Origin of the sequence: Streptomyces sp. NBC_00461 (assembly GCF_036013935.1) — a bacterium.
GTDB lineage: Bacteria > Actinomycetota > Actinomycetes > Streptomycetales > Streptomycetaceae > Streptomyces.
On the sequence record NZ_CP107902.1, the window covers coordinates 3,873,782 to 3,887,248 of the forward strand.

Genomic DNA, 13,467 nt, shown 5'->3' on the forward strand with positions numbered 1-13,467 from the left:
GCTCAGCCCGCGGAGCCGAACGCGTCGTTCATCTTCGTGGCCGCCTCTTTGGAGGCCGCCGCCACACTCTTCTTCCCGCTGATGATCTCCTGCAGCATCGTCGGCAGCACCAACTGCGAGTCGATCTGGGACCACGCCGGCGAGGCCGGCACGAACTTGGTGCCGGCGGAGAGGGTCCGCGCGAACGGCTTGACGTACGGCTCCTTGGCGGCGGCCCGGTCACGCACGTCCGAGAACGTCGGCAGGAACCCCATCGCGTCGAACATCCGGGCCTGCGTCTTCTTGGAGGTGAGCCGTTCCATCAGGTCGACGGCGAGCGTGCGACGGGACGTGCTCTTCAGGACGCCGATGTTGTTTCCGCCCGCGAAGGCTGGGGCGATCGACCCGGACGTCACACCCGGCAGCGGTACGACCGCGTACGCGCCCTTGACCTTGCCCGCCTCGACCGCCGTGTGGCTGAAGTCGCCGCCGATCGCCATGCCCGCCTTGCCGGCCGCGAACGCGGTGATCGTGTCGTTGCCGCCCATGCCCGCGCACTTGGCCGCCGGACAGTTGTCGTCGCCGAACAGCGAGGTGTACGCCTTGGTGCCCTGCTGGGCGGCCGCGCTGTCGATGGCGGAGGCGTACGAGCCGCCCTTGCCGGTGGCGAGTTCGCCGCCATTGGCCCAGACGAACGGCATCGCGCCGTACGTGTACGCGCCGCCGACGACGAGCCCGTACAGGTCGGGCCTGGCGGCGTGGATCCTGCGGGCCGTCGTCGCCAACTCGGCCATGGTCTTCGGGGGTTGGAGGCCCAGGTCCCTGAAGACGTCTGTGCGGTAGTACAGGGCGCGGACTCCGACGTAGAACGGAGAGCCGTACAGCTTGCCGTCGACGGTCACGGACGTCTTCGCGGTGGGGTCGGTGTCCTTGGACTCGCTCCAGTCGCCGAACTCCCTGGTGACGTCGAGGAGTCCGCCGTCCTTCACATAGCCGGCGGTGTCGGTGTTGCCGAACTCCATGACGTCCGGGGCGGACTTCGGGTCGTTGAAGGCGGCCTTGACGCGCTGGGCGCGGGTGTCGATCGGGATGTACTCGACATGCACCCTGGTCTTGTCGTGCGCCTTCTCGAAGGCCGCCACGACGGAGTCGACGACCTTCTCCTTCGGCTGGTTGCCGACCTCCTGGAAGAGCCAGACCCGCAGGGTGCCGGTCTTCTCGTCCTTCTCGGAGGAGGAGTTGGAGGACGTCTGTGGGGCGCAGGCGGTGACGGCGAGGGCGGTGAGCAGTACGGCGACTCTGGGGGCGAGCTTCATGGAGCGGTCCTCCGAGCGTGCGTTGCAACATATGCAATGGCAGTTTCACTCTGCACAACACCACGGAGGCTAAGGACTTCATTGGCATGCCCACAAGAGGTCTCAACCACTCTGTGACCGTCCGACGCACCCCGTGCAACGGCAGACAGCACAAAGGCCCCCGAGGCGCGTCAAAACGCGCCCCGGGGGCCTCGCACAGGTCAGGCCGGACCGGGCTGGGAGGCCGGTCCTACTTGTCGCCGCCCTTGCCCTTGTCGTCGCCGCCGGCGCCCATGGACTCGTAGATCTCCTTGCACATGGGACACACGGGGTACTTCTTCGGGTCGCGCCCCGGTACCCACACCTTGCCGCACAGCGCCACGACGGGGGTCCCGTCGAGGGCGCTCGCCATGATCTTGTCCTTCTGGACGTAATGGGCGAAGCGCTCGTGGTCGCCGTCGCCGTGGGACACCTGTGGCGTCGGCTCTACGAGGGTCCCCGTACCAGTCCCGCGCTCGGGCTCAAGAGTGCTCATAAAATCCAAGGGTACTGAAGCTCACACGCATCAGTTGAGCGAAGGGTCGTCCGGGTAGGTGGCCACCATCGCCAGTTCGTTGCGCTGGCGGCGCAGGACCTCGCGCCAGAGTCTCTCCGGGGACGGCGAGGAGACGTCGCCGGGCTCCGACTCGACGACGTACCAGGCGCCCTCGACCAGCTCGTCCTCCAGCTGGCCCGGGCCCCAGCCGGCGTATCCGGCGAAGATCCGCAGGCTGCCGAGGGCCGAGGCGAGCAGCTCGGGCGGTGCCTCCAGATCGACCAGACCGATCGCGCCGTGCACTCTGCGCCAGCCCAGCGGCGCCCCCTCGACGGCTCCGCCGCCGGGAATGACGGCGACCCCCAGGGCCGAGTCCAGGGACACCGGGCCGCCCTGGAAGACGACGCCCGGTTCACCCGCGAGGTCCGCCCAGCCCTCCAGGATGTCGCCGACGTCCACCGGGGTGGGGCGGTTGAGGACGACGCCGAGGGAGCCCTCCTCGTCGTGGTCGAGAAGGAGCACCACCGCACGGTCGAAGTTCGGGTCCGCCAGGGCGGGCGTTGCCACGAGCAACCGCCCTGTGAGCGAGGACACCTCGGTCATGGCAGACATGATCCCGCATCTACCCCTGGTGTGGGGAGGCAATGGGGGAAGGGGGTGAGTGCAGCTCAGGAGCGAAAGAGGCACCTCGGGGCGCACGACGGCGGCGGTGACCCCATGTGCCCGTCGGGGAACGCTTCGTGTTGTGACACAGCTATGACGTAGCTGGACCGTGCTTGGGCTTACTGAAGGGGGGTGGGCGGCGATTACCCTTTCCCTTCTGGCCCCTGCCCGACTCATCGGAACGCGAGATACATGACCGTCAACGGCAATGACGACGTACTGCTTGTCCACGGCGGAACCCCGCTGGAGGGCGAGATCCGTGTCCGCGGTGCGAAGAACCTCGTACCGAAGGCCATGGTCGCCGCCCTGCTGGGCAGTGAACCGAGTCGACTGCGCAACGTTCCGGACATCCGTGACGTGCGTGTCGTACGCGGACTCCTGCAGCTGCACGGGGTGACGGTCCGTCCGGGTGAGGAGCCGGGCGAGCTGGTGATGGACCCGTCCCACGTGGAGAGCGCGAACGTCGCGGACATCGACGCGCACGCGGGTTCGAGCCGCATCCCGATCCTGTTCTGCGGCCCTCTGCTGCACCGCCTCGGGCACGCCTTCATCCCTGGTCTCGGCGGCTGCGACATCGGAGGCCGGCCGATCGACTTCCACTTCGAGGTGCTGCGGCAGTTCGGCGCGCGCATCGAGAAGCGGGAGGACGGACAGTACCTGGAGGCTCCGCAGCGGCTGCGCGGCACGAAGATCCGGCTGCCGTACCCGTCCGTCGGCGCGACCGAGCAGGTGCTGCTGACCGCGGTCCTGGCGGAAGGCGTCACGGAACTCTCGAACGCGGCCGTGGAGCCGGAGATCGAGGACCTGATCTGCGTCCTGCAGAAGATGGGCGCCATCATCGCGATGGACACCGACCGCACCATCCGCATCACCGGTGTGGACAGCCTCGGCGGCTACAACCACCGCGCGCTCCCGGATCGCCTGGAGGCCGCCTCCTGGGCGTCCGCGGCACTCGCCACCGAGGGCAACATCTACATCCGCGGCGCCCAGCAGCGCTCGATGATGACGTTCCTGAACACCTATCGGAAGGTGGGCGGTGCCTTCGAGATCGACGACGAGGGCATCCGTTTCTGGCACCCCGGCGGCCAGTTGAAGTCCATCGCACTCGAAACGGACGTGCACCCCGGCTTCCAGACGGACTGGCAGCAGCCCCTGGTCGTCGCCCTGACCCAGGCCACGGGCCTGTCGATCATCCACGAGACGGTCTACGAGTCCCGCCTCGGCTTCACCTCCGCGCTCAACCAGATGGGTGCTCACATCCAGCTGTACCGCGAGTGCCTGGGTGGTTCCGACTGCCGCTTCGGCCAGCGCAACTTCCTCCACTCGGCCGTCGTCTCGGGCCCCACGAAGCTCCAGGGCGCCGACCTGGTCATCCCCGACCTCCGCGGCGGCTTCTCGTACCTCATCGCCGCCCTCGCGGCCCAGGGCACGTCCCGCGTCCACGGCATCGACCTCATCAACCGCGGCTACGAGAACTTCATGGAAAAGCTCGTGGAACTCGGGGCGAAGGTCGAGCTGCCCGGCAAAGCACTCGGCTGACCTCTGCCTCGTGGCCCCGGCCCCGGGGCAACGCCGCTTCCGGCTGGGGGTCCGGGGGTCAGCCCCCGGATAGACACAGCATGGAGAAGCTCGTGGAACTCGGGGCGAAGGTCGAGCTGCCCGGCAAGGCTCTCGGGTAACTCCAGCCAAATCCAGCCCGGCCGGCGTTTGAGGCCATCGGTAGGCGCGACAACGATGGGGCGGCACCTGGAAGTCCAGGTGCCGCCCCATCGCTTTGCCTACGTGGCCTGCACCGTCCCGTGAGGTGCAGACGGCAGGGTCACTTGCCCTTGGCGGCTTCCTTGAGCTTGCTGCCCGCGGAGACCTTGACGCTGTAGCCGGCCGGGATCTGGATCGGGTCGCCGGTCTGCGGGTTGCGCGCGGTGCGAGCGGCACGGTGGGTGCGCTCGAAGGTCAGGAAGCCGGGGATGGTGACCTTCTCGTCGCCCTTCGCGACGATCTCGCCGACGGTCTCGGCGAAGGCAGCCAGAACGGCGTCGGCGTCCTTGCGGGTCACCTCGGCGCGGTCGGCCAGCGCGGCCACCAGCTCACTGCGGTTCATGTCGTTACTCCCGTGTTCTTCTTGCCGTTGAGGCGTGCCACGCGGCGGAGCCGCATATCGGGCACGGTGAAGCCGATGCTGCCAGGGTCCTCGGTGAGGCCCCGGACCCGGGTCCGTGGCCAGAGCCCTCGCGCCCCGGGACGCATCCTGCCCCCACCTGCGGCGCGAAAGCCAATCCGGCACCCGCAGGAGTCGTGAGAACACCCTTGGGAGTCACACGAAAAGAGGGTCTGAGCCTGGCCGACACGATAAACGTCGACCAGGAGGGCCGGGTTCCACGACGCGCCGATGCAAGGCCTTGCCGTGGCGATCCTCACAGCCTTGGCACATGCCCCGCCCCAGCCCTACGACGCTGCCGCCGCCTTGGCCGCTTCCCGCACCGCACCGGCGACAGCGCCCGCGACCTTGTCGTTGAACACGCTCGGGATGATGTAGTTCGGGTTCAGCTCGTCCTCGGTCACCACGTCCGCGAGGGCGGTGGCGGCGGCCAGCATCATCTCGGTGTTGACCGTGCGGGACTGGGCGTCCAGCAGGCCCCGGAACACACCCGGGAACACCAGCACGTTGTTGATCTGGTTCGGGAAGTCGGAGCGGCCGGTGGCCACAACCGCCGCCGTCTGCCGGGCGATTGCCGGGTCCACCTCGGGGTCGGGGTTCGCGAGCGCGAACACGATGGCACCCTCGGCCATGGCGGCCACATCGTTGCCGTCCAGCACGTTCGGGGCGGAGACGCCGATGAAGACGTCCGCTCCGCGAACGGCTTCCTTCAGCGTGCCGGTCAGGCCCTCGGGGTTGGTGTTGTCGGCGATCCAGCGCAGCGGCGAGTCCACGGCGGCCTCGCGCAGGTCCTCGCGGCCGATGTGCACGACGCCGTGGATGTCGGCGACGACGGCGTTCTTGAGGCCCGCCGCGAGCAGCAGCTTGAGGATGGCCGTACCGGCCGCGCCGGCGCCGGACATGACGACCCGGATGTTCTCGATCGCCTTGCCGGTGACGCGCAGTGCGTTCGTCAGGGCGGCGAGGACGACGATCGCGGTGCCGTGCTGGTCGTCGTGGAAGACGGGGATGTCGAGGGCCTCGCGCAGGCGCGCCTCGATCTCGAAGCAGCGGGGCGCGGAGATGTCCTCAAGGTTGATACCGGCGAAGCCCGGGGCGATCGCCTTGACGATCGCGACGATCTCGTCGGTGTCCTGGGTGTCGAGGCACAGCGGCCAGGCGTCGATGTCGGCGAAGCGCTTGAAGAGGGCCGCCTTGCCCTCCATGACCGGCATGGCGGCCATCGGGCCGATGTTGCCGAGGCCAAGCACGGCCGAGCCGTCCGTCACGACTGCGACGGTGTTGCGCTTGATGGTGAGGCGGCGGGCGTCCTCGGGGTTCTCGGCGATCGCCATGCAGACGCGGGCCACACCCGGCGTGTAGACCATGGAGAGGTCGTCACGGTTGCGGATGGGGTGCTTGGACTGCATCTCGATCTTGCCGCCGAGGTGCATCAGGAACGTACGGTCGGAGACCTTGCCGAGGGTGACGCCCTCGATGCCGCGCAACTGCTGGACGATCTCGTCCGCGTGGGCGGTGGAGCTGGCCGCGATGGTGACGTCGATACGGAGCTTCTCGTGACCGGAGGCGGTCACGTCGAGGCCGGTCACCGAGCCTCCGTGGGACTCTACGGCCGTGGTGATCTGGGAGACCGCGGTTCCGCTCGCGGGCACCTCCAACCGGACCGTAATCGAGTAGGAGACGCTGGGCGCCGTTGCCATGTCCGACTTCCTCCGCTTTCACCGTGACGCTGGGTATGCCGTCCGATGGTCGCACCTACCGTCGGGTAAGCGTTAGTCACTCTGGATTGCGAACGTTTTGTTCACGGCAAAAAAAGTCCCGCGTCACGATGTGACGCGGGACTTGCAGGTCAAGTGGCACCGACCCGCCATGCTCGCCTCGCGGCAAGTGGTCGCTCGTAGCGACGAAGGTTGGGCCCGGGGGCTTGGATCGAGCCGGTGCCACACCCAGGCTAACAAACAGATCCCGTAAGGCCATTCCCGTACCGAGAGTTCATCCGGTTACTCGTCCCGGAGCAGGTCTGGAACTCCGTTCGGGTCCGGTTCGTCCCGGTCCGCCGAGACGATCGTCAGCTGCTGGGTGGCCCGGGTGAGGGCCACGTACAGCACGCGCAGGCCCGCCGGGGACTCGTCGGCGATCTCCGCGGGCGAGACCACGACCGTCGCGTCGTACTCCAGGCCCTTCGCCTCCAGGCTGCCGAGGGCCACCACCCTCTCGCCGAGTCCGGCGAGCCAGCGGGCCGCCTCTTCGCGGCGCTGCATGGCGACGACGACGCCGACGGTGCCGTCGACGCGGTCCAGGAGGCGGGCGGCCTCCGCGCGGACGGTCTGTGGGAGGGAGTCCCGTACGACGCTGAAGCGGGGTTCGACGCCGGTGGAGCGTACCGCCGACGGGGACTTCGAACCGGGCATCGCGAGGGCCAGCACCTTGGCCGCCAGTTCGGCGATCTCGGCCGGGTTGCGGTAGTTGACGGTGAGCTGGAAGCGGCGGCGGGGGCGGGTGCCGAGGGCCTCGTCGCGAGCCTCGGCCGCCTCGTCGGGGTCGGACCAGGAGGACTGGGCCGGGTCGCCGACGACCGTCCAGGTGGCGTGCCGGCCGCGGCGGCCGACCATGCGCCACTGCATGGGCGTGAGGTCCTGGGCCTCGTCGACGATGACGTGGGCGTACTCGGTGCGCTCCTGAGCGAGCCGTTCGGCCCGCTCGCGCTGCGACTCCTCGCGCACCGGCATCAGTTCGTCCAGGCCGGTCAGCTGGTCGAGCGGGTCCAGCTCGCGCTTCTTCTTCGGGCGGACCGGACTGCCGAGGATCGACTGGAGTTCGTCGAGCATGGCGATGTCGTGCACGGAGTGGCCGTCTCGGCGCAGCGAGCGGGCGACCCGGCGGACCTCGCCGGGGTTGAGGATGCGGCGGGCCCAGCGGCCCAGGCGCCGTTCGTCGGACATGGCGGCCAGGACGGCCCCGGGGGTCAGCTCCGGCCACCAGGCGTCGAGGAACGTGATGAAGCTGTCCTCGTCGCAGATGTCCTCGTCGAAGGAGGAGCGCAGCTCGGCGGCCAGCTCCGGGTCGGTGTGCCGGCCGGCCGCGCCGGACTGTGCCCACAGGGCGTCGAGGAGGAGCTTGCGGGCGCGGGGGCGCAGCAGGTTGACGGGCGCGGTGCCGCCGAGGACGGCTCTTCGCACGCGGTCCAGCTCCGGTGCCTGAAGCTCCAGACGCCGGCCGAAGGCGACGACACGCAGGCGGGTGGGCTGGGCGGCAGGGGTGGCGGCGTCGGTGTCGTCGCCGAGGGCGAGCTGACCGGAGGCGGGGGCGGCCGACCCGAGCTCCAGCGCCCCCCGCGCCGCCTTCCGCAGGACCTTGAGCATGCGGTACGAGCCCTTGGCGCGGGCGATGGCCGGGGAGTCGTACAGGGTCGCCTCGGCGCCGACCGCGTCCACGGCGAGTGAGCCGATCGCGCGGATGGCGACCTGGCCCTCCTCGCCGAGGGAGGGCAGGACGCCCTCGGTGTAGGCGACGAGCAGCGGGGTCGGGGAAACGATGAGGATGCCGCCCGCGTACCGGCGCCGGTCCTGGTAGAGGAGGTAGGCGGCACGGTGGAGCGCCACGGCCGTCTTGCCCGTGCCCGGGCCGCCCTCGACGTAGGTCACCGAGGCGGCGGGGGCGCGGATGACCATGTCCTGCTCGGCCTGGATGGAGGCGACGATGTCCCGCATGGTGTGGCTGCGGGCCTGGCCGAGGGCGGCCATCAGGGCGCCGTCGCCGATGACGGGCAGCTGGCGGCCGTCGAGGAATGCCTTGAGCTCGGGGCGCATCAGGTCGTCCTCGACACCGAGGACCCTGCGGCCCTTGGAGCGGATGACGCGCCGGCGCACGACCCGGCCGGGGTCGACGGGGGTGGAGCGGTAGAACGGGGCGGCCGCGGGGGCCCGCCAGTCGATGACGAGGGGGGCGTACTCGGAGTCCAGTACGCCGATGCGGCCGATGTGCAGGGTCTCGGCGATGTCGGCGGTGTTGTCGTCCCGGACCGCTCCGTCGGCGGGCTCTATGGCGGTGTAGGCGCCGTCCGGCCCCTTCTTGCCGTCCTTGCCGGGCAGCAGATCGATCCGTCCGAACAGGAAGTCCTCGAACTCGTTGTTGAGCCGGTTGAGATGGACCCCCGCCCGGAAGACCTGTGCGTCCCGCTCGGCGAGCGCGCCGGGCGTTCCGACGTGGCCTCGCTTGGCGGCGTCGTGCATGAGGAACTCCGCCTCGTGGATCTTCTCCTCGAGGCGCCGGTACACCCGGTCCAGGTGTTCCTGTTCGACGCTGATCTCCTGGTCGCGACTTGAGTCGTGATCCGGGTCGAGCGCGGTTTCCTGTTGAGCCTGTGCGGCCACCGGGCCCCCTTCTGACGTGCTCGGCAGCCGTCAACCGTACGCGAAAGGGACCCGGCAAAGCTACGTACGCTACGCGTCGATCTCCACGAGCTTCTTGCCGTCGAAGGTCATGACCTCGAAGTGGTCGATGTCATTGGGCTGCAGAGCCGCGCCGCCCTGGGCGTAGAGAGGCTCCTTGGCCTCCTCGGACTTGGCGTTCGCGATGCCGTAGCCCCACTTCGGGACCGACCAGGAGGACATCGTCTCGCGCTCGCCGTTCTTGCCGACGGCGATGAGCGAGCACTTCAACGGGCCCTTGACGTTGCTGAGCTCGACGACACCCCAGGTGCCCCACTCCTTCTCCTGCATCGCCACGGTCGCCTTGACCTTGGTGGACGGGTCCGTCGCCGTCACCTTGTCGGAGAGGGTGCTGAAGGCCGCCTTGGCGCCGGCCGCGAGCGGGGTGGCGGTCTTTCCGGAGTCGCTGCCGCCGTTGACGGCCATGACGGTCAGCGGACCGCCGATGATCAGTGCCGCCGCGGCCGCGACCAGGTAGAAGCCCTTGCGCCGCTTCTGTGCCCGGCGTTCGGAGACCTCGTCGACCAGCCGCTCCGCGAGCCGCGGGCTGGGCCGTGCCGACAGGGATTCCCCGATCGCGGGTGAACCGGTTCCGGGCAGGTCCGCGAGCGCGGCCATCATCGGTTCCATCCCGGCCAGCTCGTCGAGCTGCTGGGCGCACCATTCGCAGGTGGCGAGGTGTGCCTCGAAAGCGGTTGCCTCGGCATCGTCGAGGATCCCGAGGGCGTAGGCACCGACCGTTTCGTGCTCGCTCGGGCCCGGAGATCCCATCATGGAGCCAGACATACCCGAACCACCTGTACCGAATCCTTGGTTTCCCCCGTAAACACTCATCACGCCGTCACCCCCCGCTCCTCCAGTGCCAGCTTCATCGACCGCAGGGCGTAGAACACCCGGGACCGCACCGTGCCACTGGGAATGCCCAGCGTCTCGGCCGCCTCGTTGACGGTACGCCCCTTGAAGTACGTTTCGACGAGTACCTCCCGGTGGGCAGGGGTCAGGTCGTCGAGCGCATCGGACAGCGTCATCAGCCACAGCGCCTTGTCGATCTCGTCCTCCGCGGGGATGACCTCCAGCGGCGACGGATCGACCTCCTGCGGCCGGGCCTGCCGGCTGCGGTGGCCGTCGATGACGATGCGGCGCGCAACCGTCACCAGCCAGGGGCGTACCGATCCGGTCGCCCGATTGAGCTGACCGGCGTTCTTCCAGGCACGGATTAGCGTCTCCTGAACCACGTCCTCGGCACGCTGCCGATCTCCGGCGACCAGCCGGAGTACGTACGCAAGGAGAGGTCCGGCGTGCTCGCGATAGAGGGCACGCATCAGCTCCTCATCTGGTTCCGAGGGCTGGGACATGCGATGTCGGGCCCTCGATCCACGTTCATTGGCCACGACGGAATCCTTGCGCACGCCCACCTCCGATGTCCGGGGGTTCCCCCGTTCGGTCGCTCGTGCACAGGTACGGATGTGGTGCGCGTCATGTTCAAAGTGGGATGACAGTTTTCTTCTGCGTGACGTGACGAGGGGGACATGGGTGCACATTCCCCCCGTGCGATCTTTACATTTCCGACACACTGGCAAGATCGCAACAGCTGCCCGTGTCACGCGTGGGGTAAACGATGTGTAATCGAAATCACTTCGACGATCGATTCACATAAGGAGCATAACGGGCGTCAGGCGCGGGCGAGGGCCGCCCGCCGACGGTGCCGGGCCACCCTTTCGCGGTTCCCACAGACCTCACTGGAGCACCAGCGCCTCCTGCGCCCCCGCGATGAATCGACGTAGACGATCGGGCAGTTGTCCCCTTCGCACTGCCGCAGACCGGCCCGCGCGACGGGGTCCGTGAGCAGTTCCACGGCGTCCCGGGCGATCGCCCCCAGCAGCGCCGCGCACTGGGGCACTCCCTCCAACTCGCGGACGAGCGAGCCGTCCTCGCCCCGTACGGCCCGTGGCGCGGGCGGCGAGACGCGGGCCAGCTCGTTGACGCGGCCGAGCGCGAGGTCGTAAGACGGCCGGGGCACGGTCGGCGTCAGTCCACCGCGCACCAACTGTCCTATCTGTCCGCGCAGTTCACGGAAGGCGACCAGCCAGGACGGGTCGGCGTGGGCCAGCGAGGTCGTCGCCGGGACCAGCCCCGCCCCGGTGACCCAGGCGCACAGCACCCCCACGGAGTCGAACCGCTCCACGGGGTGGGTGGTGGCGAGGAGGTCGAGACAGATCCGACCGGCGTCGAATCGCAGCTCGTACGCGACCGTGACCGTACCCAGTGCCATGTGCCTGTCACCGCCTGGCTCGGGAAACCTGAGGGCTGAGGAACCGATCCCTCATACAGTGCCTGCCCGTTCGCGCGGCCGGAACCCCTCGTACCGGCGGCTGGTGGACGAGCGCTTATGCGGGTGCGCGTCTCGGCGATGTCCCGGCCGCCGCGCCGCCCGTTGACTTGAGGGCATGACGCAGAACAAGCAGAACAGGCAGAGCGGGCAGAGCACCGGGAGAAGGCAGAACACCAGGAGCCCGGGATACGTACTGGGTGCGGCCACGGTCGCGATGGGCCTGATCGCCGGGGTCTACTACATCTTCGCCTGCTGTGTGATGCCGGCCCTGGCCCGCAGCGACGACCGGGTCTACGTCGAGGTCATGCGCAACATCGACGACGTCATCCAGAACCCGGTGTTCTTCCTCAGCTTCGCCGGCGCACTGCTGCTGACGGGCGTCTCCTCGTGGCAGCTGCGCGGGCAGCCGTACCGCTGGTGGGTGTGGGCGGGCCTCGCGGCGTACGCCCTCGGCTTCCTGACCACGGTCGTCATCAACATCCCGCTCAACAACGACCTGGCGAGCATGACCGATCCGACGGCGGCCCGGGAGCACTTCGAGGACCCGTGGGTGGCCTGGAACGTGGTGCGCGCGGTGCTGTCGACGGTGGCCCTGGGGTGCCTGGCGCGGGCGCTGGTGCTGTACGGAGCGCTTCGGCGCGGGTCACGCGAACACAGCCCGTACGGTGTGTGAGCCCGTCCGGCGTATGAGGACGTCAGGCGTATGAGGACGTCAGGCGCGTGAGGCCGCCCGGCGTGTGAGGGCGAGGCCGTTCAGGCCGAGGCGCCCGTCCCGGAGAACGCGGCCCCGGCAACGGCAACGTCACCGCACGGCCCCGAAGCCCCGAAGCCCCGAAGCCCCGAAGCCCCGAAGCCCCGAAGCCCCGAAGCCCCGAGAACAGCCTTACGCGTCCGAGTACTTCGCGTCCGCCGCCGGATCCAGCGCCAGCCGGTACCCCCGCTTCACCACAGTCTGGATCAGCTTCGGCGCGCCGAGTGCCGTACGCAGCCGGGCCATCGCGGTCTCCACCGCATGCTCGTCGCGGCCGGCACCCGGCAGGGCCCGCAGCAGCTCCGCGCGGGCCACCACCCATCCCGGCCGCCGGGCCAGCGCACGCAGCAGCGACATCCCTGCGGGCGGTACGGGCCTCAGGTCGTCGTCGACCAGGACCGCGTGGCCGCGGATCTCCACCCGGTGCCCGGCGACGGGCAGGGTGCGCGCCCGGCTCGGCAGTTCCTGGCAGAGCAGCTGGACGAGGGGGCCGAGCCGGAAGCGCTCGGGCTGGACCGTGTCGACGCCGTGGGCCTGCAGCGGCAGCGCGGTGACCGGTCCGACGCAGACCGGCAGCACGTCGTGGTGGAGGGCGGCGAGCAGCTCGGGCAGCAGACGGCGCTTCTCCGCCCGGTCCAGCAGGGACACGGCGGCGGGCGCGCTGGTGAAGGTGACCGCGTCGAGGCCCCGGGAGACGGCCGCGTCCAGCAGCCGGTCGAGCGGCGCGATGTCCTCCGGCGGCATCCACCGGTACACCGGCACCCCGACGACCTCCCCGCCCGCGGCCCGCAGCGACTCCACGAACCCGGGCAGTGGCTCGCCGTGCAGCTGTACGGCGATACGGCGCCCGTCGACCCCCTCCTCCAGCAGCCGGTCCAGCACCTCGGCCATGGACTCGCTCGACGGCGACCAGTCCTCCGTCAGCCCGGCGGCCCGTACCGCGCCCTTGACCTTGGGTCCGCGCGCGAGCAGCTCCGCGGCCCGCAGCCGTTCGAGCAGGGGCTCCCCGAGCCCCCACCCCTCGGCGGCCTCGATCCATCCCCTGAAGCCGATGGCCGTGGTCGCGACCACGACGTCCGGCGCCTGGTCGAGCAGATCCTTCGTCGCCGCCAGCAGTTCGCTGTCGTCGGAGAGCGGCACGATGCGCAGGGCGGGTGCGTGCAGGACGGCGGCTCCCCGTCGCTGCAGCAGCGCGCCCAGTTCTTCGGCCCGGCGCGCGGCGGTGACGCCCACGGTGAATCCGGCGAGGGGCCCGTGTTGACCGGTGTCCGGTCGCTGCTGTTCGTCGTACATGGCTGGCTCTCGTCCCGAGCTCGATCGAGTC

12 protein-coding genes are annotated in these 13,467 nt (G+C 69.6%); 2 read left to right on the top strand and 10 right to left on the bottom strand.

Annotated features, from left to right (window positions below):
• Nucleotides 1–2 precede the first annotated feature (2 nt).
• The 3 genes from OG870_RS18215 to OG870_RS18225 all read right to left on the bottom strand — a co-directional run bounded on the left by OG870_RS18215 (nucleotide 3) and on the right by OG870_RS18225 (nucleotide 2,412).
• Nucleotides 3–1,295, bottom strand: a complete 1,293-nt coding sequence (locus tag OG870_RS18215; protein ID WP_266584143.1) for an extracellular solute-binding protein — start codon at nucleotides 1,293–1,295, stop codon at nucleotides 3–5.
• A 229-nt stretch (nucleotides 1,296–1,524) separates the two neighbouring features.
• Complete coding sequence (locus OG870_RS18220; RefSeq protein ID WP_266515309.1) at nucleotides 1,525–1,809, bottom strand: DUF3039 domain-containing protein; 285 nt, start codon at nucleotides 1,807–1,809, stop codon at nucleotides 1,525–1,527.
• 30 nt (nucleotides 1,810–1,839) lie between these two features.
• The gene (locus OG870_RS18225) at nucleotides 1,840–2,412 is read right to left on the bottom strand and encodes a YqgE/AlgH family protein (protein ID WP_327691146.1); all 573 of its coding nucleotides are present in this window, start codon (nucleotides 2,410–2,412) and stop codon (nucleotides 1,840–1,842) included.
• Between the two features lie 252 nt (nucleotides 2,413–2,664).
• Here OG870_RS18225 and murA point away from each other — a divergent pair, with 252 nt between their 5' ends.
• Entirely contained in the window at nucleotides 2,665–4,011 is a 1,347-nt protein-coding gene (gene murA / locus OG870_RS18230) for a UDP-N-acetylglucosamine 1-carboxyvinyltransferase (protein ID WP_266515314.1), read from the top strand.
• Between the two features lie 280 nt (nucleotides 4,012–4,291).
• Here the strand turns inward: murA and OG870_RS18235 are convergent, their stop codons facing one another.
• From OG870_RS18235 to OG870_RS18260, 6 genes are all read right to left on the bottom strand, one after another.
• A complete protein-coding gene (locus OG870_RS18235) occupies nucleotides 4,292–4,573 on the bottom strand; it encodes an HU family DNA-binding protein (protein ID WP_007382399.1) in 282 nt (93 codons plus the stop codon).
• A 344-nt stretch (nucleotides 4,574–4,917) separates the two neighbouring features.
• Nucleotides 4,918–6,330: an NAD-dependent malic enzyme gene (locus tag OG870_RS18240; RefSeq protein ID WP_266515317.1), complete on the bottom strand. Its 1,413-nt coding sequence runs from the start codon at nucleotides 6,328–6,330 to the stop codon at nucleotides 4,918–4,920.
• 300 nt (nucleotides 6,331–6,630) lie between these two features.
• A complete protein-coding gene (locus tag OG870_RS18245; protein WP_266584141.1) occupies nucleotides 6,631–9,003 on the bottom strand; it encodes a HelD family protein in 2,373 nt (790 codons plus the stop codon).
• Nucleotides 9,004–9,072: 69 nt separating this feature from the next.
• Nucleotides 9,073–9,894, bottom strand: coding sequence for an anti-sigma factor family protein (locus OG870_RS18250; RefSeq protein ID WP_405624466.1), 822 nt, complete (start codon nucleotides 9,892–9,894; stop codon nucleotides 9,073–9,075).
• Entirely contained in the window at nucleotides 9,894–10,415 is a 522-nt protein-coding gene (locus OG870_RS18255; protein ID WP_010039908.1) for a sigma-70 family RNA polymerase sigma factor, read from the bottom strand. Before OG870_RS18255 ends, OG870_RS18250 begins: the two co-directional genes overlap by 1 nt.
• A gap of 317 nt (nucleotides 10,416–10,732) precedes the next feature.
• Nucleotides 10,733–11,332 carry a CGNR zinc finger domain-containing protein gene (locus OG870_RS18260; protein ID WP_266515325.1) on the bottom strand — a complete coding sequence of 200 codons (600 nt, stop codon included), beginning with the start codon at nucleotides 11,330–11,332 and terminating at the stop codon, nucleotides 10,733–10,735.
• A 175-nt stretch (nucleotides 11,333–11,507) separates the two neighbouring features.
• Here OG870_RS18260 and OG870_RS18265 point away from each other — a divergent pair, with 175 nt between their 5' ends.
• The gene (locus OG870_RS18265) at nucleotides 11,508–12,065 is read left to right on the top strand and encodes an anthrone oxygenase family protein (RefSeq protein WP_327691147.1); all 558 of its coding nucleotides are present in this window, start codon (nucleotides 11,508–11,510) and stop codon (nucleotides 12,063–12,065) included.
• 210 nt (nucleotides 12,066–12,275) lie between these two features.
• On the opposite strand, the gene OG870_RS18270 is transcribed toward OG870_RS18265, so the two are convergent.
• Entirely contained in the window at nucleotides 12,276–13,436 is a 1,161-nt protein-coding gene (locus OG870_RS18270) for a uroporphyrinogen-III synthase (RefSeq protein ID WP_266584137.1), read from the bottom strand.
• Nucleotides 13,437–13,467 lie beyond the last annotated feature (31 nt).

Excerpts from the sequence above, each read along its gene's own strand:
- OG870_RS18260 (WP_266515325.1), bottom strand. The coding sequence starts at position 11,332 with ATGGCACTGGGTACGGTCACGGTCGCGTACGAGCTGCGATTCGACGCC.
- OG870_RS18270 (WP_266584137.1), bottom strand. The coding sequence starts at position 13,436 with ATGTACGACGAACAGCAGCGACCGGACACCGGTCAACACGGGCCCCTC.
- OG870_RS18255 (WP_010039908.1), bottom strand. The coding sequence starts at position 10,415 with ATGTCCCAGCCCTCGGAACCAGATGAGGAGCTGATGCGTGCCCTCTAT.
- OG870_RS18265 (WP_327691147.1), top strand. The coding sequence starts at position 11,508 with ATGACGCAGAACAAGCAGAACAGGCAGAGCGGGCAGAGCACCGGGAGA.
- OG870_RS18220 (WP_266515309.1), bottom strand. The coding sequence starts at position 1,809 with ATGAGCACTCTTGAGCCCGAGCGCGGGACTGGTACGGGGACCCTCGTA.
- OG870_RS18240 (WP_266515317.1), bottom strand. The coding sequence starts at position 6,330 with ATGGCAACGGCGCCCAGCGTCTCCTACTCGATTACGGTCCGGTTGGAG.
- OG870_RS18225 (WP_327691146.1), bottom strand. The coding sequence starts at position 2,412 with ATGACCGAGGTGTCCTCGCTCACAGGGCGGTTGCTCGTGGCAACGCCC.
- murA (WP_266515314.1), top strand. The coding sequence starts at position 2,665 with ATGACCGTCAACGGCAATGACGACGTACTGCTTGTCCACGGCGGAACC.
- OG870_RS18250 (WP_405624466.1), bottom strand. The coding sequence starts at position 9,894 with ATGAGTGTTTACGGGGGAAACCAAGGATTCGGTACAGGTGGTTCGGGT.
- OG870_RS18215 (WP_266584143.1), bottom strand. The coding sequence starts at position 1,295 with ATGAAGCTCGCCCCCAGAGTCGCCGTACTGCTCACCGCCCTCGCCGTC.
- OG870_RS18235 (WP_007382399.1), bottom strand. The coding sequence starts at position 4,573 with ATGAACCGCAGTGAGCTGGTGGCCGCGCTGGCCGACCGCGCCGAGGTG.